Raw genomic sequence first — 20,544 nt, 5'->3', positions numbered from 1 at the left:
ATATTAGTTTCTAGGATCAACATAATCCGGATAATCAGTAATGATGGCGTCAACTTCCATTTCGAACAGGAGGTCGGCGGTTTCCTGGCTGCGCACTGTCCATGACCCAATTTGCATGCCAAGAGAGTGAACCTGATTTACTAATTCTTCGGTGACAATTCCATAGCTTGGATTGAACCAATCTGCGTAAGCTGAAAATTCCTGTAAAGCTTCCGCTGTAGTATCGGCACGGTTAGAGGTCAATACACCAATGGGCACTTTAGGAAGAAGCTGATCCATTGTTTTCATAGAGTCGAAGTTAAAAGACTGGATAATGATTTTTTCATTTTGCGGCTTATCAAGATTTCGTTCTTTTAATGCATCTGCCACTTGTTCTTCAATGCCGGGATAAAGCTCTGGAGCCTTCAATTCTATTAATATTCCAACCTTACCATGGTAGCGATCCAGAATCTCTTCAAATGTTGGGATCGGTTCCCCCGCAAATTGTTCCCCTTTCCATCTGCCGGCATCAAGACTCCTTAAATAGTCAAACGTTAAATCCCCCACTTTTCCTGTTCCATCTGTTGTACGATCCACAGTTGTATCGTGGATTACCACTAATTCACCATCTTTGCTTCTTTGAACATCAATTTCGATATAATCGGCTTTCATATTAACGGCCAGATCAAAGCCGGCTACCGTATTCTCCGGTGCATACCCTGTGGCACCGCGGTGCGCTATATTATCCACTTGTTTCCTTTCCCCTGTTGCCGGTCCTGCTGCGAACGCCTGGCTGATTGGGCTGAATAGCAGTGAAAAAGCCAACCCTGTACCGATTATTAATTTTTTGTTCATGCTCTCCATCTCCTATCTAAAATATGTATTCAACCATATTCTAGAAAAGGAATGTTTAAGGGGTGTGTGATTATTTTTATGGCTAAATAAAGATCATGTTAACAAAAACCAGCCTTTATTCTTATGTTTTTTTACAAAACGGCTATTTGAAACTGAATAAAAATACCCTATCACATTTTTCGGCGGGGGGGGGAATCTTCCCAGCTGGTAAATGTTTTAATCCAAAGCCTTTATTGTCATCTCCGCTGCCTCTGCAATCAGAGCGTTATCATATTCGGCATCTTTTGAATCCCGGCTGGACAGGATCGTCATGATAATCGGCTCTCTGTTCGGCGGCCACACAATCGCAATGTCATTACGTGTTCCGAAGCCTGCTGCACCGCTCTTATCAGCTACCTCCCAGCCGCTTGGCACACCAGCACGGATTAATGGATCCCCAGTAACGTTACCCCTCATCCAATCGGTTAAAATGTTCCGCTTTTCTTCAGTCAGAAAATCGCCAATTAAAACTTTCTGAAGGCTTGCTGCAAGTGCTTCAGGTGTACTTGTATCCCGGATGTCCCCTGGCTCTGCCTCATTCAGATCCGTCTCGAAGCGCTCAGGCTTTGTGACAGTATCTCCCATTTCCTTTAAAGCTGCTTCGAATCCTTCAGGCCCTCCTAATTCCTCTAAAATTAAGTTGCCTGCTGTATTGTCACTATAGCGGATTGCTGCTTCACAGAGTTCCTTTAAAGTCATGCCAGTCTTTACATGCTTTTCTGTAACCGGAGAATATGTAACCAGGTCATCACTTGTGTATGTAATGATTTCATCCATTTCCTCCAGTGATTTTTTCTCCAGCAATATTGCAGCTGCTATCGGCTTGAATGTAGATGCGTAAGCAAACCTTTCATCAGACCTGTAAGTAATTGTCTTTTTCGTTCCTGTGTCATATGCATACACGCCAAGCCGTGCGTCATACTCCTTCTCCAGCTGTTTAAATTTTTGGTTTGTATTTACAGAAGCTTTTTTGGAGTTTTCTGCCGCACTGGCATCTGATTGATAATTGCCATTTGCACAGCCAGTCAGGGCAAGAAGCAGAACCAAACTGACCAGCCAGACTGCTTTTAACCTATTCTTACTAAAAATAGAATGATATTGTTTCCTCATGTTTATTACCTCTCTCCATAATAATTTTAAGATTTTTACTTTTTAAACAACATATATAGACTACAATCGTAATACAATACTACATTTGTAATCTTATTTTGTCAACCTTTAGAAAACCATGATATTATGGTGTTTCACAAGATCACATGATTTGATAAAGTAAAAATAGAGTGCTAGCAGGATTGGTTTTCATTTTATCCAGGGAATTAAAACTAGATGTAAAATTTTAGAAGGAAGGTCTGAGGATGATAACAAGCTCACAGTTCTTATCTGTTTTTTTGGAATGTCTGCTGGTGTCTTCTTTTACAATCGGAGTCATTCTTCTGTTAAAAAGACTTTTAAAGAAACATTTAACAGCCCAAGCTCACTATAATCTTTGGTTTCTAGTATTGCTTGCTCTGCCACTGCCTCTTATTCCATTACAATTCATGCCATTTGCGGATTCATTATCCTTTTGGAATAGCAATAGCAGCCTTCAACCCCAAACTGCGCCATCTGCAGAGGTTCCATTAAGGCAAAATAATTGGATGGAGGACATAACCGTCTCGGTAGAACGCTATGATTTAACATTATTAAATAATGCTTTATTCTTTATTTGGATTTCCGGAGTGGCTATTTTAACTGTATTTACGCTACTCGCAATGCTTAAGATCAGTAAAATAAAGAAACACACAAACAGCCTGAGAAATAACGGGCTTTTATCATTATTCGAGGACTGCAAACACAAACTGAAGATTACTGGATGTATTATTGTCGGAGAGTCATCTCTCGTTAAAACCCCAATGACGTTTGGCCTTTTAAAGACTTATGTGGTGCTTCCCCGCCATTTTGACGAGTGGCTTTCTGAAAAGGATATAGAATTTATCTTTTTACATGAACTGAGCCACTATAAAAATAAAGATTTTGCAGTCAATTATTTTATGGTGATTCTTCAAGTTTTATATTGGTTTAATCCTCTAGTTTGGCTTGCTTTTAGGAGAATGAGGCTGGATCGCGAAATCGCCTGTGATGCTAAGGTTTTAAATTCTTTGGATGAGAAGGCTTATATGGAGTATGGAAACAGCATTATTCATTTTGCCCATAAAGCCTCAAGGGCAGTGACTGTCGATTTGGCAAACCATTTAAACGGGTCAAAGAAACAGATCAAAACGAGAATCGAAAAAATTGCCTGTTTTAAACCGGAATCAAAACTGCTGAGATGGAAAAGTGCGGCAGTACTCCTTTTTGCGGGGATATTTATTGCAGGCCAAGCTCCATTTATCTCTGTAATGGCTCATGAAAATAGCAGCTATAATTTTAAGGATGATAACATTATTTATGAGGATTTAGGCAATTATTTTGCAGGGTTTGATGGAAGCTTTGTGTTGTATGATAAAGAAGCAGACCAATATCTTATTCATAATCGGAATAAAAGCACATTAAGGGTTTCACCAAATTCCACTTATAAGATTTATAGTGCTCTGCTTGGTTTAGAATCAGGCACCATAACGGTTGAAAACTCGTCGGCCAAATGGAACGGACTTCAGTATCCTATTGATTCCTGGAATGCGGATCAGGATTTAACTTCTGCAATAAGAAATTCCGTTACATGGTATTTTCAATCGTTAGACCAGCAGGTGCAGCCCGGTACGATTCAAACCTTTTTAGACCGAATCAAGTACGGGAATCGTGATCTAACTGGTGGAATAGACGAATATTGGCTGGAATCTTCCCTTAAAATTTCTCCAGTGGAACAAGTTCAGCTGCTTAAAAAATTTTATGCAAATCAATTTGGATTTAAAGAAAAGAATATCCAAACAGTGAAGGATTCCATTAAACTAGAGAGAAAAGATGGAGCCCTCCTTTCAGGGAAAACAGGTACAGGCACTGTAAATGGAAAAAACATCAATGGATGGTTCATTGGATATGTTGAGTCAGGGCAGGACACATACTTTTTTGCAACAAATATACAGAATGAAGATGACTCTAATGGAAGTAAAGCAGCTGAAATTACATTATCCATTTTGAAGCAGAAAGGCATTTATTAGTTGGTTCATCTCATTAAAGAAGGAGGGCGGTAATATGACTGATAGGATTCCCAGCATCTCAGAATCCGAGTGGGAAGTCATGACAGTTCTTTGGCACGGCGCACCCAAAACGGCTAATGAAGTCATTCTATCCTTACAAGAGAGTACAGACTGGAAGCCCAAAACAATCCGTACTCTTCTGGATAGGCTTGTCCATAAGAATGTAGTCGGCGTAAATAAAAACCAAAGAATCTATACCTTTTTCCCGCTCTATTCACAGGATGAATGCCAGCGGGCTGAAGCTCAATCCTTTATCAAGCGAATCTATGGCGGAACGGTGAAATCCATGCTAGTCCAATTCATCCAGGAAGACTCCCTGTCTGATGAGGAAATTAACGAACTGCGGACAATTTTGGCAAAAAAACAAAAGAAGGATGAATAACCTATTGGCGATCCCCCTAAATCGTGGAGGGGGTTCGCCTCCTTCTTTTTTATAAAGCCAAATAAATGTCAGTTTCATTTTCAGGAAGTTTTCCAAGCGGCTGACACTATAACCCGTCACACTGGAGAGGTTTATCCTTTTCCCCCTCAGCAAAATCACAGCCTTCAGCAACTGATTCAAGTCCGTATTCTGTATTGCTTATCTCATATAAATCCTGAGCATTTTTTTGGATATCCTCGAGCGGCTTTTCTTTCTTTTCTCTCATGTCTTTCCTCCAATGTTTTATTTAAAAGTTTTATCTTAGGTGAGCAATATTATTCGTGTTAGGGAGATTCACGGGGCAATAGCTTCTAATGAGCTATTGCCCCTAATATTCATGCAAGAAGCCACTGTAGTTAAGAATAACGAAAGCTTGAAAAATAAAGTCAGATTCCCTGCACTGAAACATAAAAAAGGCCAAATCTACAATGGGTGAAATGGCTTTTCATTTTATGGATGCTGAGGAGAATTAAAGCTCAATTTGTTTAATTATCTTAGCTGGATTTCCGCCAACTACTACATTATCAGGCAAATCTTTCGTAACAACCGCACCTGATGCGATCACAACATTGTTCCCAATTGTTACACCTGGATTAATTACGGCACTTCCGCCAATCCATACATTATTTCCAAACAGGATCGGCTTAGCATATTCTCTGCCTGAATTGCGTTCAGCAGCATGAAGCGGGTGTGTTGCCGTATAAATTTGTACTCCGGGTGCAAGCATGCAATTATCTCCAAAACGCACTTCACAGACATCTAAGATGGTGCAGTCGAAGTTCGCAAAAAAGTTTTCTCCTACATGCGTATTATAGCCATAATCAAATCTGATATTTGGCTCCATATAGACGTTTTTTCCAGTTGAACCGAGCAGTTCCTTTAATAATTTTGTCCTTTTTTCTCCTTCAGTCTCCAGAGTTTGATTATAAATTCTGACCTTTCGTCTTGCTTCTTCACGTTCCTTTAATAATATCGGATCGGCAGGATCATACATTTCTCCAGCCAGCATTTTCTCTTTTTCTGTTTTCAATTTAAATTCCTTCTTTCAACGTTATCTAATTGTGTGAAAGGGTTGCATCTGCTGAGCTTTTAATCTCTTTCTTATTCAGCAGGCGGTTCAGTTTTTCAGAACTTAAGAACATTGCTGCAGCAAGAAGAACAATACATATCGGAAAAATCCCAATTGTTGAATGAGAGGCAATGAAGCCTAGAACAGGCGGCATAAAGGTACTGCCTGTATACGCAACAGCCATTTGATATCCCATGATAGTCTGGGAATGCTTCTTCCCAAAACGCGCTGGCGTTTCGTGCAGCATACACGGAAAGATCGGGGCCAATCCTAATCCAACCAAAATAAACCCTGCAAGCGCGAAATCGGATGGCAATGGCAGGCATAGAATGATGGCACCAGCAAGTGCAAGAATTTGCCCCATCCGAATAAGAGTACGATTATTCACTTTAAACGTAATGAAGCCAGTAATAAATCTGCCAATTGTAATGCCTGCGAAATAAAAGGAAACCCATTGGGCAGCAGTCGCTGCCGGCAGATCCTTCACACTTACCAGAAAGCTGCTTCCCCAAAGTCCCATGGTGGCTTCAGCACTGCAATAAAACAAGAAAGAAATTAAAGCTAATTTAACTCCTTTGATTTGGAGCGGTTTTACATTTTCGGCATGATCCAATCTCGCTTCTGATTCTTCCGCCTCTTCACTTAGAGCTTTATTATTATTCTTTCCTTTATTCCATAAAGGAAAAGTCAGCAAAAGGATGATTGCCAGCACAAATTGTATTCCAGCAATGGCAAAATACCCATTGCTCCAGGAGTTTCCCCCTGCAATATACTGGGCCATGATGATTGGGCCAATAGTGGCTCCGACTCCCCAGAAACTGTGCAGCCAGCTCATGTGATGTGCTTTGTAATGTGCAGCAACATAGTCGTTTAATCCTGCATCAATTGCACCTGCCCCCAATCCGAGCGGTATGGCACATAGAAATAGCCAATAAACCGATGGAGCAAAATAAAAGCCAAGTAACGCGGCAGCAGTCATTAACGTACTGAAAAAGGATACCTTCCCAGTTCCAAACCGTTTGAGGACTCTTCCGCTAAGTAAGCTCGAGATGATTGTACCCCCAGCTATTGTCATAAAAAGCCATCGGGCAGTCTCAAGCGGGGCGCCTAAGTCTGCCTGCATGACAGGCCATGCAGCCCCTAACACTGAATCCGGCAGACCAAGGCTAATAAAAGCCAAATATATGATCACCAAAAGGATTGTTGCCATGCTTCAGCCTCACCTATTTCCTGATATATTTTTCGGGCGAATCAAGCATAAGCCCCAGCCCCAGACTCTGCAATCCGTATAAATAGTCCTGCTTCCAATCACTAATTGCCAAAACGGGGAGGTGTTCTGGCGGAATATATTTTGAGCTTGCTGCTGCAATTTTTTCTGCCAGGGTCTCCTCCACTTCATCTTTGCAGAAGATGAACGTATGAGGATTAATGATAGCCGTAATCGAGGCTACTAATCTGCTGATAGCATCAATTTGATTATCTCTGGATATCAATACCCCTTTATAACTGGTTCCATTTTCCAGGGCTTCGCGGAAGTTTCGGTCATCATATTGAGGAACGAATGAGACTTCCCCGGCAAAAAATGTGTTTCCCCGCACAACATCTCCGTTAATCATAAATCCGGCACCAGGACCATTTTGACCGGAATATAAATAAACAAGGGATTGGTGATCTTTTATCCCCTTATAATGGTGATATCCAAGAACAGCAGCATTCATGTCGTTCTCTACAACAACTGGCATCGAAAAGTGATTCTCATAATATCCTTTTATATCGAAATCTTGAAACTGTTCATAGCCGGGTATATAAAAAATCCGCCCATTCTTAACGGAACCGGGAACCCCAATGGCAAGCGAACGGATTGCCTGATTGGCCATCAATAAGGCTTCAATCGAACTCGTTAATAAATGCAGCCCGCCGTCAGTCAATACACTTTGAACGGTTCCTTGTTCCTTCACTTCACCCGCACAATTAAAAATGGCATAATTCGTCTCTGTCTTCTCTAAGAAAATTGCCAGGCCCAGCATATAGTCAGGATTGTATGTATATCTTTTCGCCCTTCTCCCGCCGCTTGATTCGTCCAATCCCGCCGACAAAATTTCCCCATCCTTCTCCATCTGGGCAAGGAACTTGCTTATCGTCGGAAAACTGATTCCCAATTTATCACTGAGTTCAACTTTTGTTGCACTTCCCAGTTCTAAAAGCGACCTGCGTATACCAGAAAGGATGACCAGCCTTAAAGATTTTGGAGCAGTCTTCATTATTCTCACCGCCTGCAAATCATACTTATTAAACAGATTTAAAAAGTATTCACTAATAAACTTATTAAAGGCATTTAATAAGTTTATTAGTGGTAATATATCATTAAAATTAACCGAAAACAACCTTCCCTTTATCAGAGATGTAATTTTTCAGCAGACTGTCTTTACAAGGTTCCTCGTTGAGCTTGAATACTAATTTTATTTACCTTTCTAGGCGCCCCTGAGAGTCAAGGAGAAAGCTATTCCTTCCAATATATTACTCCCGACTATATAATAATACTAAGAACGAATCTATTAAAGGAGCAGATTCATGCATGCAAAAACTTACCCTGGCTGAAGCAGTAAAATTAAAAAGTGTTCTGGCTAAACGAATTCACGAGTTAGAAGAAGAAATGGACCGTGTAGCATTTGCCGATATTGAAAAAGGCAGCAAGCTTCCTGAAATGCCAAGATCGCTTGGTATGGTGGAAAAAGAGATGGATGAAGTCCGCAAAGACATGAGACTGCTTGATAAGCTAGTATATAAAGCCAATATTGAAAATGACATCACATTTAACAATGAATCATTGCCAATCGTAGAAGCAATCGAGCTTGCCACCCAATATCGGGCAAAGGCCCGGAAATTCAAGGAGTATGGCACAGCAGCAAGGGAGGAATTCCTTTATACCTTGTCGGAAAACGTGTCGATGGTGAAAATGGCGCTTTTCGATCCCGAGCAGTACCGATTAAAGGGCCTGGAAGCCGAACGCCAGGCGAATCGTCTGTCCAACTTAATTAATAACAAGAACTATTTGATAGAATTAGAGTTTGACAGCGAAAAGTATTTCTAAACCTTGAAGCAGTGAGACTCTGCTTCAGGGCATAGAAGGAACACCCTCCTATTGTGTACAAAGGTACCTTGTAATGGAAATGGCCCAACCGATTATACATGACCAATTACAACTTCACCTGTAACCAATAACCAACCATGGCACCGGAGGCCGACGGCCATTCATCCGTAATCCCGTTCCTTCTATGAGCCTCCATTCAATTTTGAGTGGAGGCTTTTGATTAATCTATTAATCTGAGGGGCACATTTTCTCTGAAAAAACAGCAATAGGGACAGTATACCTGTCCCCGTGTCCCTTAAAGCAGGAGTTCCCACGTTTCGCCAACTAAATCGTGTCCAAAACTATGATGTTTTTCTTCATTAACAAGCTGAAATCCCTTTTTCTGATAGATATGCCGCGCTTCTTTAAGAACACTGTTTGTCCATAGAACGAGCTTTTTATATCCTGCTTGTCTGGAAAAGTTTATGCATTCCTCAACCAATTGTGAACCAAGGCCCAACCCTCTCGCCTTTGGATCTACTATTAATAGACGCAGTTTAGCCGTATCCTCACTTCCTTCAACAACAAAAATAGAACCCACTATTTCTCCGTTCATTTCGGCAATCCAGCAGCGTTCCCGCTTAGGATTATAGTTATTTATAAAATCTGCTGCAATTTGAGAGACAAGAGCTTCAAATCTCTCATCCCATCCATATTCTTGTGAATACAAAAGACCATGCTTGTGTACAACCCACCCCATATCACCAGGTTCATGCTGACGAAGAAAATATGGACCTGAAAATTTTAGGCTTTCATTCTTGCTGATCAGTCCTTCAACGGTTTGCATAGCGTTAATTAATTGCTGCTGTTCACTTTCCGGCAATTTACCAAGAAGGTCCGCGATTTCATTGTATGAACGTTCATTTAGTTTAGAAAAAGCTTTTTCTCCCTCTGGCGTAAGCTTTAGTATGCGCTGCCTGGCATCTTTAGGAGAACGTTCTTTCTTTATAAGGCCTCTCTCTTCAAAACGGGCTAATATGCGACTTAAATAGCCTGCATCTAAACCCAGCTCTTGAATTAAATTTGATGCTGCAGGGTCCTCATTAGTGGCAATTTCATACAGGACTCTGGATTCTGTCAGTGAGTAGGGGCTATGCAGTAACCCCTCCCGCAAAGCTCCTATTTGTCTTGTCATAAAGCGATTAAAATGGCGAACAGCACTGATTCTTTCTTCAAACGAGATCATTGACAAAGAAATCACTCCTTAGAATATATTTGCCTTTGTCAAATATAATAATTATATTACTTGCTTAAGTCAACTTCTTTTCAGAACAAAGAGAAAGCTTGCTAAAAGAAAAAGCGCCCATTTCTTTAAATTGAAATCGGCACTTCGTTTATTTTCTGATATTCGATTAGCGTGAAGCTTTAGGCGGCTGGCACACATCACATTTGCGCTGGTGATTATTTTTAAATTTCGTAAATGTTTTTTCAAACTCACTGCCGCACGCACATTTAAAAAGCAGTTTCTGAGAAAAACCATGATATTCTGTCGTTAACAGCTTACTATCTGAATTTTTCTCAACAAATTCTTTAATTTTACTGATTGTCCACCGTTTATTCATTACTTAACACCTCCAAATTCAATCACTAGGCGGAGGCTTTTCTGGGCATCCGTTGCATTTTGAAATCATAATTCCTAAGTTCCTCATTATAACATGCGCTGGCACGCAAAGAAACAGATCGTCTAAACATGAATATATCCTTCCAAATATGCAACAGCCTCTCCAGATAGTTTCACCTTATCGCCTAAGTCTTCACAATAAAGCATTCCGCCCCTTTCTGATAATTGCAGTGCCGTAAATTCACTCTTATTTAATACCTTTTTCCAGTATGGAACCAATGTGCAATGAGCTGATCCGGTAACAGGGTCTTCATCAACACCTGCCTTTGGAGCAAAAAATCTTGATGCGAAGTCAGATTCTTTACCTTTGGCAGTGGCGATAACACCGAAAGCATCCAGCTTTTTAAGTTCTTCCATATTTAATTCCAGGTCAAGTAGATCCTGTTCTGATTCAAAGACGGCCAGATAATCCCTTGATAGATAAGTCTCTATTGGTTCCTTGCCCAGTCCTCTAATGAGCGCCTCCGGAGCTTCACATTTTTCCCCTTCCCGGGCAGGGAACGTCATGGTTAATAGTTCACGGTCCCTGGATACTTCTAAAATTCCGCTTTTTGTATGGAATTTTACATTCATTTGGCTTTCATCGAGATAAGTAAAAATGACATAAGCAGCTGCCAATGTCGCGTGCCCGCATAAATCAATTTCTGCTTTTGGTGTGAACCATTTTAACTCATAATCCTTTCCCTTTTTCACAAAAAAGGCTGTTTCAGCCAGATTATTTTCGGCAGCAATGCTTTGCATCAGGTCATTATCAATCCATTTTTCCAATGGACATACCGCCGCAGGATTCCCTTTGAATTGCTCGTCTGTGAAAGCATCAATTTGATAGATAGGTATTCTCATTTGCAGCAGCTCCCTTTTTTATTTCGTCCAGTGTGCCGTTCTAAGAATGGAGACAACGGGGCAGGTCCCTGTCCCTCCAGCTCTGTATCAATATTCATTCATCACGCGAGGTTTTAACATCTTACATATCTCCTTTTAAAACCGAGCTTCCCTCTATCTACTTCCTTCTGGATATTTTCTGCGGCATGCAGGAAACTGCTTTTTTTCTTGTCCCGCTTCATTTCTACCGGCCCGATGGCTTTTGCTGTTTCAACCGCTTTTTCATGGAGCGGCAAATATGATACACCTACTGTATAGACAAAATTATTCATGGCTGATTTCGTACGCTCCGGAGAATCGTGGATGGTATCTTTCACTTTATCAAGCATTTTGGCCAGCTTCTCCTCTGAAAATTCAGCGTCCGGACGATTCCCCAAAAGCCAGCAATAGCAGCTCCAGCCCCCTGACATCCGCAGCTCTTCCCCGCTTTCGATCCATTTATCGGCAACGTCCTGTGCAATATCTGCCTCAGCTAATGTAACGGCTACCACATAATCGGACAGCATATAAAAATAAGCGGCATCCATCCAGCGGTCAAAATCCTCTGCTGTCATGGCTTCTGGATCTGCAATGATGCCTGCAAAGTACATGGCATCGTAGTTCCCTGTAGCGTATAGCTCCTCTGCCAAAGGCTGATTTCTATTAATTTTTTTGGCGATTGGCTTCATTGCTCCTGTTGCAGCGCCAAAAAGCGGCTCGTGTGCACCGTTTGATATGTACATTTTCTTGGTCCGTTCCTTGCCGAGAGCCTCGAGCTCCTGCATAACCATCTGTAAATCCATCTTTAAGCACTTCCTTCTATTTTAATAAAGTTAACAGCAAAACACTGATTCGCCTCAAGAACCCAAATATTCGGTTTTCAGTTCAATCTCTTTTACTTCTTTATCGAAATAGACCTTATAGGCCCTGGCATTCGGTCTTGAGCTTACGATTCGGCTGACCTCCTCCTCAATGAAGTGGATAGCCACTCCATCATCCGCTGCAATTCCAGGCTTTATTTTATCAAAAGCCAAAAGCTCATGATAGGCAGGCCTTCTTTCCGCTTCCCCGTCGTAATGAGGGCAATTGCTTCCTTGTAAAAAGCCGGGGCATGTTAAGGGCTCCAGTTTATCACCATAAGAATCCGTGACCCCTTCTTCAAACCAGCAAATGGAGCCCGCGCTGATGCCGGCTAATACGATCCCTTGGTTCCATGCTTTTCTTAAAATCTTATCTAATCCCCATTCTTTCCATAAAGCCAATAAATTCTTCGTATTTCCGCCTCCAACATAAATGATATCTTTATCCAGTATAAATCCCTCTATATCTCTTGCTGGCGGTTTAAATAAAGATAAATGGGAAGGCTGGCACTTCTGCTTTTCAAAAAAGTCATAAAACCATTTAATACAAATATCGGAATCTCCTGTTGCAGTAGGCACATAACAGACTTTAGGATTTTCTTTACCTGACTGACGTAAAATGTATTCATCTAATAATGGATTCTCCGGCTCCATGGAGAACCCGCCTCCTCCAAGTGCGATAATTTGCCTCATAACTTATTCCCCCTAAAAGAAATGCTAAATATTATTATTCTCCTTAAATTCCAGCTGTTCCTTGTTACTCAGACTTTATTCAAAAATTGATTATGCATAACAAAACGCTTAGGATTTAGCCTAAGCGTTTTGTTATTTAAAAATAAATTTATTAAATTCGTCTACTGTTTCAAAATAATACTTTGATTCTAATTTCATTTGTTCCTTGATTTCAGGGATGCTGTGAGACCATCCGGCAGCCGCAAAATCCACATTGCAGCTTCTGGCCATGTCCATTCCCGGCTTCATGTCATCCACCATTAATGCATCAGCCTCTTGAAGTTCATAGCGCCTTAATATTTCTTTAATTGGATATGGATGTGGTTTTCTTTGATGCTCAGGAAGGTCCCAGCCAAAGATGGCATCTGGCACAAATCCACAATGAATGGAATAATCTCTTTCAATTCGACTAGTCTCGGAATGCGAAACAACCGTCACAATTCCACCTTGCTTTTTAAATTCTTGAACGGTCTCAGCGAACAGCTCATAGAAGTCCGGTACAGTTGACTCGGTATACTTTTTCCATACCATCTGCTGGTGATTTTGTTCCTCATCTGTAAATTTAATAATATCCCTACATAATGCAGCAAATCCCGGATGATAACAATATCTGACGAAATCTTCAAAAGAAATAGGTTTATCATTTGGCCGCAAGTATTTAAGAGCCTCTGCAAATGATGGAAAGTGTATACCAGGTGTGCTTTTTACCCCTGTATCATCATGATCTAAGATTAAACATTTATATTTTAAACCCATAATAGCCTCCTGCTAACCTTTACTCCCTGTACATTAAAACATAATTAAAATCTAACATTCAAATAAAAATATATTAGCAAAAGCCCAATTCAATTTGCGAATTGGGCTTTACCTTAACTGCTGTTTTGTTTCTCTTAATTTAATTAGAAGGGTTTTTACGATTCACTCAGCGCAGGCTTCCCCGCTTCCAGAAGCACCTGATCACGGCCTAAAATGACCGCTAATAGAATAATGAATGCCCCAGTTCCCACAAGAAGCCATTCGATGGCAATAATGTCTGCGATTGGGCCAAATATCAGCATGCCAATCGGCATCATGGAGGTGGAGATCATTCCCATGACACCAAACACTCTGCCTAAATAATTCTCTTCAATTTTTTCCTGCAGCAATACTGTCGTCGGTGTATTGAATATTGGCATGGCAACCCCGAATAACGCCATGAACACTAAATAGATCCAGAAAACCGGTACGATGCCAAGAGCCAGGGTACAAATCCCCATGATGAGACTGGCAAGGGTCATGGTTTTAATTTTATTTGGATATCCTCCCCAGGAAGCAATGATTCCTCCCCCAGCCATCATACCGACTGAAAAAGCAATTTCAATCGCTGTCAGCTTCCACACATCCCCGCCAAAGGTGCGGGTAACCTGCAGGGGCGTCAAAAAGGCCGCAGGGGCCATCAGCACAAAGAAAACTGCAAAGAACAGGAAGAATTTCTTCAGGAAAGGAGTACTGTTTACATATTGCAGCCCTTGTTTAAAGTCACTGAAGTAGCTCGTTGTCTGTTTGGCTGCTGCTTTTTCGTGCACAGCGATTTTGACAAATGTCATCAGTGTAAAAATGGCAATCGCTGCTGTGATGACATCGATGAAGAAGATGACTTCAAGTGATGCCATTGCCAGCAGCGCGGCGCTGACCATTGGCGAGACAAACATAATAACCGCTTGTATGCTCCCGTTTGCTCCATTTACCTTTGTGAGCTTATCCTTAGGGACTATCTGCGGCAGAATCGCTCCGACGGCAGGAGTCTGAACCCCTGTTCCAAGGGCACGAATCGCCGCCATGACAAACAGCAGCCAGATGGATTCATATCCCATTAAAAAGAGGATAGCGAGAATCAGCGTTGAAAATGCGATAAGACCATCCGCTAAAATAATCAGCATTTTCCGATTGTACCGGTCTGCCCAAACACCGGCAACCGGTGATAAAAAGAAGGTTGGAATAAACCCGCAAATAATGTAGAGCGTCATCATCAAACCGGATTCTGTCGTTAACGTAATATGCCACATAATCGCATATTGAACGAGGGACGATCCAAAAAGCGAGATCGTCTGACTGCTTAAAAAGAGAATAATATTCTTTAGCCAATTCTCCTGCAGATTAGGATTTACTGTACTCATTGTCTAATCACTCATTTCTATATTTAATTAATTATAAAAACAAGCTTTGCCTATATTCAGTTGATCAATCCGCTCTGTACATTCTATATCTATAGACAGCAAAAAAGAGGCGAAATTCATCCCCTCTTTAAAAATAACCGTTAAATTTAGGTTTCCTTAAATAGACAGACCAATCCCGTTGCTCTGAACATAGGCAGAGCTTTCAAACGTATTCAATTAACGCTTGAAAAGCGGGTTTCTTAGTCTCATTGATGCAGTCAAAAGGAAAACCTCCATTTCATTATAATTACATTTATCATACCAGTGCAGACCCGTTCATGCAATAGGGACATAGGGACAGATTCCATGTCCCAGGCGGCGGGAGGTAGTGTGTATCTCTCTCGTCCCTACTTATAAACTTCTTCTCTGGAATGAAATCCATCTGCAATAATGGTACGATCCATATTGTGTTTATCGACAGCAATTGGCGAAAGAAGGACGGAAGGCACCTCTATTTTGCCATTGTTAATTTTTCGGTTCGCTTCTATCTGTTCTCCTTTTGCCATTCTGACCGCTAGTTCAGCAGCTTCTTTAGTGAGCGTGCCGATAGGTTTGTATACCGTCATCGTCTGCGTGCCTCTGATGATCCGCTGGGCAGCGGCAAGCTCGGCATCCTGCCCGGCTACAGGGATTTTCCCTGCCAGCCCTTGCACTGCCAGTGCCTGGATGGCGCCGCCTGCGGTTGCATCATTTGCTGCGATTACGGCATCAATTTGATTTTGATTAGCTTTAAGAGCCTCTTCCATATTCACAAATGCATTCGCCGGCGTCCAATCTCTGGACCACTGATCATATACAATCTGTATATCTCCTTTTTCAATTAAAGGCTGAAGCACGTTAAAGACTCCTCGTTTGAATAAATGGGCGTTATGGTCAGTGATGGCTCCGCCAATATACACATACTTCCCTTTAGGAACCAGTTTGGTGATAGCCCTTGCCTGCAGCTCGCCAACCTTTTCATTATCAAAGGATATGTATAAGTCGATATCAGCATTTTTCACAAGCCGGTCATATGAGATGACCTTAATGCCTGCCTCATGTGCCTTTTTGACGATCGAAGCGGTGGCTTCAGCATTATGGGGAACGACAACCAGAAGGTCAACTCTTTGTTTTATCAATGTTTCTGCCTGAGATATTTGAACCGCATCATCCCCATTCGCAGCCATGATCTTCACTTCGGCTCCAAGCTCTTCGACAGCCTCTTTGAACAGATCTCTATCCTTCAGCCAGCGCTCTTCCAATAAAGTATCCATTGAAAAGCCGATCTTAATGGGGTTCTCCCCACCCTCTTCTCCTTCCGCTTCGCCGGCAGCAGGAATTGGTTTCCCGGGATTTTTTTCGAATACTGTATTCGTTTGGCAGGCTGACAGGAGGCAAACCAGAATCAGCGCAGCCAGAATCAGCTTCATTTGAATTCTATCCATCTGTCTTGCCCCTTTTCCTTCCATCAATCCTTTTTGCCCAGAAGGGTTTTGCGGAAATCCGTCGGCGACTGGCCGCACATCTTTTTGAAAACCTTGCTGAAATAGTTCGGTTCATGATAGCCCACCTCAAAGGTAATTTCTTTCAGACTTTTTCCGTGATCCGCCATCAGCTTCTTTGCTTTTTCAATACGGCATTCAGTCAGGAAGTCGATATAGTTTATCCCTAGTTTCTCCTTAAACATTTTACTGATATAGATTGGGCTTAACCCCACTTTCCTTCCCAATGCTTCAAGGGAAATATCTTCATGGGAATGTTCCGTTATATATTGTTTCAGCTGGTGAATAGTATCAGCTTCCAGCCTGGCGTAATGCTCCATATACGATTTCTTCATTTGATTTAGCATTTGTACCGATTCAGTACGCAGCTGCCGGAAATCCTGGGCTGAATACGCAAAAAATGGCGCAGGGGCTTCTACCCCAATCTCACTCATTACACGTGAAGCAATCCAAAGCAGCTGCAGCACCCGCTGCTGCGCTTGAATCACCCCGGCCCTTTCCGTTTCACACCGCTGAATCATCTCCATTACACGCAACCTGATTTGCTTCCACTTGCCAAGCCTGACTTGATCGAAAAACTGCTTTTCCCGCTCTTTGGTCAGCTGTAAATCTTCCCCTGCGCTAAGCACTGGCACATCGGAATAAAATCGGTATTTAACGGGGAGAGTTGAATCCAGGGTGGCTATAAGAGATTCCTGATAAGATTGACGGATGGATTGCAGCGAACCGCAAGCGTTTCCAATCCCGACGAACCAGCCTTCTGATGAGCCTTTTTTTGCAAGGGAAAGAATTTCGCCGGCTATAGATATAGCCTGTGAACGGAATGAATGCTGCTTTTCCCGAAAAACGATGATGGGAAGCTGGCGGCCATATAGTGCACCTACCCATGCACTGCCTGCTTGCCTGACTTTCTCTTTGACTGAGGTATAGAGGTGTTCTTGTCCATCAGGAAGCAGGATGCTCATGACGAACTGTTCATCTGTTGAGCGAATATCGAGCATTTCAACCAGCATATCCAGATGAACTTCATGGACATGATCGAACAGCAGCTGTGTCACGACATCGGTCTCAATGACAGGAAGAGCCTTTTGCAGTGCATCCTGCTGAAGTTTCGTCATTTCACGGAACCTCCGCTCTTCCTCAATCTGTTCAAGCACCTTCCCAATTGTTGCTTCTATTTCCGTGATCTTGCTTGGCTTCAGTAAATAATCCTTGACCCCTAGCTTTATGGCCTGCCGTGCATAATCGAATGTATCGAATGCTGTAATCATAATAAATTTAATATGCGGATCAGCCTCACTGATTAGCTTAATAGCTTCCAGGCCATTCAGCCCTGGCATTTGAATGTCCATCAGGATTAAATCAGGGTTAAACTCTTTAGCCGCTTGAACGGCCATTTTCCCATTTTTCGCCTGGCTGATTTCAACACCAGGAAAGGCTTTCTGCAGAATCACTTCCAGCCCTTCCCGTTCAATTTGTTCATCATCCACGATCAGGAGTTTTGTCATGCTGCCCCCCTCCTATCTTTCGGTATTGTCACCACTACTTTTGTGCCGGCAGCACTGCTCTCAATGTTCATGACATCTTCATAGCCGTAAAAAAGACGCAAACGCCTGACAACATTGGTAAACCCGATGCCTGTTGAATTTCCATCTTTCTGAATGAATTGCCCTTGAAGAATCTGTTTAATTTTAAATTCCTCAATACCTGGACCGTTGTCTTCCACTTCTATAATCACACAGTCATTTCCATCCTGAATGCGAAACCAGATGATCCCGCCATCTTCTCTTGGCTCCACTGCATAGTTGACGGCATTCTCGATGATCGGCTGCAAGCGTAAGACCCGGAATGTCCACATTCAGACACGTTTCATCTATTGACATTTTCAAATGCAGGCGATCTGTAAATCTGGCTTTTTGGATATCCATGTATTGCTGCAGGACCATCACTTCTTCTCTAAGTGTTACAGGCCTATCAAGCCTTTTTAAGTTATAGCGCAGCAGGCCGGCAACACTTACTAGAAGGTCACTGGTTTCATGAGAACCTTCCAGATAGGCTTTCTTGGAAAGGGTATTTAATGTGTTAAATAAAAAATGAGGGTTAATCTGGCTTTGCAGGTTCAAGAGCTGGCTTTCCTTCAGCAATAACTTGCTTTCCTGCAGCTCATGCTCCAGCTGTGCCTTATGCTGGATTTCTGAAATCAGGTTATTGATATTAATCCGCATCCGGTCAAAGGTCTGGGCAAGAAAAGCAATTTCATCATTCGAATCAACCTTTATCGGCAAATGAAATCTCCCCCTTGATAAATCATTTGCTGCCTTGGTCAGCTTCTGTACAGGCTTCGTAATGCTTAAGGAAAATCCATAGGTCAAGAACATTAAGAGGCAGGTGATCATCAGCATCAGCCAAATCCCCAGTTTTTTGATTTCTTCGGACTGTTCAATGATCCCCCGGTAAAACCGTTCATAGGTATTCAGTTCACTATCGATCAGCGTCAGCGTCATCTCGGAGATATACATGGAGATGCGCGTCGCTTCCGAGAATTCTTTCGCAGAATCCTCTGTTTCCTTTTCATTAAAGAAAAGAAGGGAGCGGTCCGTCGTCTCAACCAGGCTATCAATCAGATTCATATAATTTGTCAGTGCAAAATCATTTTCTGAATTTCGAAGATATGAAACATCCCTTTTAACCTTTATCATTTTTTCCTTGCTATTGTTCAATTTCTCCAGATTTTCCGGTATAGGAGTAATAAAGTAGTTATTCAAGTCTGCAATCATCTGCTGGCTTGTCCTTGTAACCTCATTCATCCGAAGATACCGCTGAAGGATGTCGTTATATTGATTCTGAGTTTTCTGATTATAATAGGTAAGTGTGATCCATATGGCTGCCATAATTAATAGAATGACAGTAGTGAGTGTCCAGATTTTCTTATGAATCTTGTTCATTGCTTTTCCATCGCCTTTAATATCCTGATATCGGTAAGATAGCCATCAGATTTCAGCGGCACTTCTTCATCCCTAAGCCATTTTAAAATCAGCTCTACACTGAGGCTTCCCATTTTCTCAGGAGATTGTTCAATGATTCCATCAAGTTTTCCCTGAGTAAGCAGAGATATTGAATCCGGACCATCGTCAAAAGAATAGATATAATAAGGTTTTACCTGTGATCGCCTGCCAATTTCCTGAATCATCGCTCCGGCTATATTCGCCTTGATAGCTATGAAACTGTCAGCATCCGGGTTTTGATTCAGCATATTCTGAGTGGCAGCGATAATTTCCTCCCTAACATCAGTTGTTTCCGCATAGACTGTCTGGATATTTGGATAATCCTTCAGTACTTCATGAATGCCATCGAGTCGCTGCTGCTGATAAAACTCTTTATGCTTGTCGCCCATGAGAATAACTTTTCCCTCATGGCCCATATCGTCAAGAAGCTGTTCTGCAATTAACCGCCCTGCCAGATATTGATCCGAGCCGACGTACGTTTTTCTCAAGCTTTCAGATTTGGGCACGTCATTGGCAATTGTAATAATTGGGATTCCATAAAAAGCAGCCTTAATCTTTGCTAAATCTTTGAATTCCTGTGTGTCCAGACCCTGAACAATGATGCCGTCCACTTTTGATTGAATGGCTACCTCCAATTTTTTTAAAAATTCCTCTTGATTCTTCCCATAGCTTCCCCAGACTTCCAGGCTTGCCCCATCCTTCCGTGCTTGTTCCTGCGCAGCAATACCTGCCTTATCCCAGAAGGGGGTTTCTAATTCCTGCGTTATCAGGACCAGGCGATATTTCACTTCCTGGCCATCTGATCCAGCTGGGAGATCCCACTCGGATGTAAACGCTTTCTTTGATAGCGTAAATGTAAAATAGCCAAGGACGATACATGTAAGACAAAATACAAAAATACCCGTTTTACGCAAGGCTGTATCTCCGTTTCCTAAGTATGAATAGTTAAATAATTTTAATCATATCACCTTTTTACGGCTTATAGAAGAGTTAGAAAGAGAGAGGATTGTCTGTTGTTAGCAGGAGGATAATCGGTGATTTAAGGAATGCTGCCTATCTTCATCATAAGGGCACCCTCTTGCCGGATGCCCATTTCAAAACTGCTAATCCAGGAAACTGG

At 41.9% G+C, this 20,544-nt stretch carries 19 protein-coding genes and 1 pseudogene; 3 read left to right on the top strand and 17 right to left on the bottom strand.

Features of this window, described 5'->3' with window-relative positions; genetic code table 11:
* Positions 1 to 3: 3 nt before the first annotated feature.
* On the bottom strand, positions 4 to 834 hold the full coding sequence (locus tag ACXAD1_RS01610; RefSeq protein ID WP_474909245.1) for a glycerophosphodiester phosphodiesterase: 831 nt from the start codon (positions 832 to 834) through the stop codon (positions 4 to 6).
* A 216-nt stretch (positions 835 to 1,050) separates the two neighbouring features.
* Entirely contained in the window at positions 1,051 to 1,983 is a 933-nt protein-coding gene (gene bla / locus ACXAD1_RS01605; RefSeq protein WP_474909244.1) for a class A beta-lactamase, read from the bottom strand.
* Between the two features lie 245 nt (positions 1,984 to 2,228).
* On the opposite strand from bla, the gene ACXAD1_RS01600 reads away from it, so the two are divergent.
* Together ACXAD1_RS01600 and blaI are read left to right on the top strand one after the other, a co-directional pair.
* Positions 2,229 to 4,010 (top strand): BlaR1 family beta-lactam sensor/signal transducer, encoded by a 1,782-nt coding sequence (locus ACXAD1_RS01600; RefSeq protein ID WP_474909243.1) that lies wholly within the window; start codon positions 2,229 to 2,231, stop codon positions 4,008 to 4,010.
* 34 nt (positions 4,011 to 4,044) lie between these two features.
* Complete coding sequence (gene blaI / locus ACXAD1_RS01595; protein WP_474909242.1) at positions 4,045 to 4,431, top strand: penicillinase repressor BlaI; 387 nt, start codon at positions 4,045 to 4,047, stop codon at positions 4,429 to 4,431.
* 106 nt (positions 4,432 to 4,537) lie between these two features.
* Here the strand turns inward: blaI and ACXAD1_RS01590 are convergent, their stop codons facing one another.
* The 4 genes from ACXAD1_RS01590 to ACXAD1_RS01575 all read right to left on the bottom strand — a co-directional run bounded on the left by ACXAD1_RS01590 (position 4,538) and on the right by ACXAD1_RS01575 (position 7,800).
* Positions 4,538 to 4,696: a hypothetical protein gene (locus tag ACXAD1_RS01590; RefSeq protein ID WP_206845043.1), complete on the bottom strand. Its 159-nt coding sequence runs from the start codon at positions 4,694 to 4,696 to the stop codon at positions 4,538 to 4,540.
* 243 nt (positions 4,697 to 4,939) lie between these two features.
* A complete protein-coding gene (locus tag ACXAD1_RS01585; RefSeq protein ID WP_474909241.1) occupies positions 4,940 to 5,500 on the bottom strand; it encodes a sugar O-acetyltransferase in 561 nt (186 codons plus the stop codon).
* 25 nt (positions 5,501 to 5,525) lie between these two features.
* Complete coding sequence (locus ACXAD1_RS01580) at positions 5,526 to 6,749, bottom strand: MFS transporter (protein ID WP_474909240.1); 1,224 nt, start codon at positions 6,747 to 6,749, stop codon at positions 5,526 to 5,528.
* Between the two features lie 13 nt (positions 6,750 to 6,762).
* Positions 6,763 to 7,800, bottom strand: a complete 1,038-nt coding sequence (locus ACXAD1_RS01575; RefSeq protein ID WP_474909239.1) for an ROK family transcriptional regulator — start codon at positions 7,798 to 7,800, stop codon at positions 6,763 to 6,765.
* A gap of 314 nt (positions 7,801 to 8,114) precedes the next feature.
* Here ACXAD1_RS01575 and ACXAD1_RS01570 point away from each other — a divergent pair, with 314 nt between their 5' ends.
* Positions 8,115 to 8,630: a hypothetical protein gene (locus ACXAD1_RS01570; protein ID WP_474909238.1), complete on the top strand. Its 516-nt coding sequence runs from the start codon at positions 8,115 to 8,117 to the stop codon at positions 8,628 to 8,630.
* A 295-nt stretch (positions 8,631 to 8,925) separates the two neighbouring features.
* Here the strand turns inward: ACXAD1_RS01570 and ACXAD1_RS01565 are convergent, their stop codons facing one another.
* The 11 genes and pseudogenes from ACXAD1_RS01565 to ACXAD1_RS01515 all read right to left on the bottom strand — a co-directional run bounded on the left by ACXAD1_RS01565 (position 8,926) and on the right by ACXAD1_RS01515 (position 20,338).
* Positions 8,926 to 9,855, bottom strand: coding sequence for a bifunctional helix-turn-helix transcriptional regulator/GNAT family N-acetyltransferase (locus ACXAD1_RS01565; RefSeq protein WP_474911269.1), 930 nt, complete (start codon positions 9,853 to 9,855; stop codon positions 8,926 to 8,928).
* Between the two features lie 166 nt (positions 9,856 to 10,021).
* Entirely contained in the window at positions 10,022 to 10,231 is a 210-nt protein-coding gene (locus ACXAD1_RS01560) for a hypothetical protein (RefSeq protein ID WP_206845053.1), read from the bottom strand.
* 122 nt (positions 10,232 to 10,353) lie between these two features.
* Positions 10,354 to 11,133 carry a PhzF family phenazine biosynthesis protein gene (locus ACXAD1_RS01555; protein WP_474909237.1) on the bottom strand — a complete coding sequence of 260 codons (780 nt, stop codon included), beginning with the start codon at positions 11,131 to 11,133 and terminating at the stop codon, positions 10,354 to 10,356.
* A gap of 113 nt (positions 11,134 to 11,246) precedes the next feature.
* A complete protein-coding gene (locus tag ACXAD1_RS01550) occupies positions 11,247 to 11,954 on the bottom strand; it encodes a DNA alkylation repair protein (RefSeq protein WP_206845060.1) in 708 nt (235 codons plus the stop codon).
* 54 nt (positions 11,955 to 12,008) lie between these two features.
* Positions 12,009 to 12,704, bottom strand: coding sequence for a Type 1 glutamine amidotransferase-like domain-containing protein (locus tag ACXAD1_RS01545; protein ID WP_370223897.1), 696 nt, complete (start codon positions 12,702 to 12,704; stop codon positions 12,009 to 12,011).
* 132 nt (positions 12,705 to 12,836) lie between these two features.
* The gene (locus ACXAD1_RS01540; protein ID WP_474909236.1) at positions 12,837 to 13,499 is read right to left on the bottom strand and encodes an HAD family hydrolase; all 663 of its coding nucleotides are present in this window, start codon (positions 13,497 to 13,499) and stop codon (positions 12,837 to 12,839) included.
* 155 nt (positions 13,500 to 13,654) lie between these two features.
* Positions 13,655 to 14,899 carry an MFS transporter gene (locus ACXAD1_RS01535; RefSeq protein WP_370223899.1) on the bottom strand — a complete coding sequence of 415 codons (1,245 nt, stop codon included), beginning with the start codon at positions 14,897 to 14,899 and terminating at the stop codon, positions 13,655 to 13,657.
* 386 nt (positions 14,900 to 15,285) lie between these two features.
* The gene (gene xylF, locus ACXAD1_RS01530) at positions 15,286 to 16,389 is read right to left on the bottom strand and encodes a D-xylose ABC transporter substrate-binding protein (RefSeq protein ID WP_370223900.1); all 1,104 of its coding nucleotides are present in this window, start codon (positions 16,387 to 16,389) and stop codon (positions 15,286 to 15,288) included.
* A complete protein-coding gene (locus ACXAD1_RS01525; RefSeq protein ID WP_474909235.1) occupies positions 16,386 to 17,927 on the bottom strand; it encodes a response regulator in 1,542 nt (513 codons plus the stop codon). Before ACXAD1_RS01525 ends, xylF begins: the two co-directional genes overlap by 4 nt.
* Positions 17,924 to 19,364: pseudogene (locus tag ACXAD1_RS01520) on the bottom strand (sensor histidine kinase). Before ACXAD1_RS01520 ends, ACXAD1_RS01525 begins: the two are co-directional and overlap by 4 nt.
* A complete protein-coding gene (locus tag ACXAD1_RS01515; RefSeq protein ID WP_474909234.1) occupies positions 19,361 to 20,338 on the bottom strand; it encodes a sugar ABC transporter substrate-binding protein in 978 nt (325 codons plus the stop codon). Before ACXAD1_RS01515 ends, ACXAD1_RS01520 begins: the two are co-directional and overlap by 4 nt.
* Between the last annotated feature and the right edge of the window lie 206 nt (positions 20,339 to 20,544).

The sequence above is a fragment of the Cytobacillus sp. ABV4_503 genome (assembly GCF_056158445.1).
The sequence above is the reverse complement of the archived record's forward strand: the minus strand, read 5'-3'. Positions and strand labels throughout refer to the sequence as shown.

Excerpts from the sequence above, each read along its gene's own strand:
- ACXAD1_RS01610 (WP_474909245.1), bottom strand. The coding sequence starts at position 834 with ATGAACAAAAAATTAATAATCGGTACAGGGTTGGCTTTTTCACTGCTA.
- bla (WP_474909244.1), bottom strand. The coding sequence starts at position 1,983 with ATGAGGAAACAATATCATTCTATTTTTAGTAAGAATAGGTTAAAAGCA.
- ACXAD1_RS01600 (WP_474909243.1), top strand. The coding sequence starts at position 2,229 with ATGATAACAAGCTCACAGTTCTTATCTGTTTTTTTGGAATGTCTGCTG.
- blaI (WP_474909242.1), top strand. The coding sequence starts at position 4,045 with ATGACTGATAGGATTCCCAGCATCTCAGAATCCGAGTGGGAAGTCATG.
- ACXAD1_RS01590 (WP_206845043.1), bottom strand. The coding sequence starts at position 4,696 with ATGAGAGAAAAGAAAGAAAAGCCGCTCGAGGATATCCAAAAAAATGCT.
- ACXAD1_RS01580 (WP_474909240.1), bottom strand. The coding sequence starts at position 6,749 with ATGGCAACAATCCTTTTGGTGATCATATATTTGGCTTTTATTAGCCTT.
- ACXAD1_RS01575 (WP_474909239.1), bottom strand. The coding sequence starts at position 7,800 with ATGAAGACTGCTCCAAAATCTTTAAGGCTGGTCATCCTTTCTGGTATA.
- ACXAD1_RS01570 (WP_474909238.1), top strand. The coding sequence starts at position 8,115 with ATGCAAAAACTTACCCTGGCTGAAGCAGTAAAATTAAAAAGTGTTCTG.
- ACXAD1_RS01565 (WP_474911269.1), bottom strand. The coding sequence starts at position 9,855 with ATGATCTCGTTTGAAGAAAGAATCAGTGCTGTTCGCCATTTTAATCGC.
- ACXAD1_RS01560 (WP_206845053.1), bottom strand. The coding sequence starts at position 10,231 with ATGAATAAACGGTGGACAATCAGTAAAATTAAAGAATTTGTTGAGAAA.
- ACXAD1_RS01555 (WP_474909237.1), bottom strand. The coding sequence starts at position 11,133 with ATGAGAATACCTATCTATCAAATTGATGCTTTCACAGACGAGCAATTC.
- ACXAD1_RS01550 (WP_206845060.1), bottom strand. The coding sequence starts at position 11,954 with ATGGATTTACAGATGGTTATGCAGGAGCTCGAGGCTCTCGGCAAGGAA.
- ACXAD1_RS01545 (WP_370223897.1), bottom strand. The coding sequence starts at position 12,704 with ATGAGGCAAATTATCGCACTTGGAGGAGGCGGGTTCTCCATGGAGCCG.
- ACXAD1_RS01540 (WP_474909236.1), bottom strand. The coding sequence starts at position 13,499 with ATGGGTTTAAAATATAAATGTTTAATCTTAGATCATGATGATACAGGG.
- ACXAD1_RS01535 (WP_370223899.1), bottom strand. The coding sequence starts at position 14,899 with ATGAGTACAGTAAATCCTAATCTGCAGGAGAATTGGCTAAAGAATATT.
- ACXAD1_RS01525 (WP_474909235.1), bottom strand. The coding sequence starts at position 17,927 with ATGACAAAACTCCTGATCGTGGATGATGAACAAATTGAACGGGAAGGG.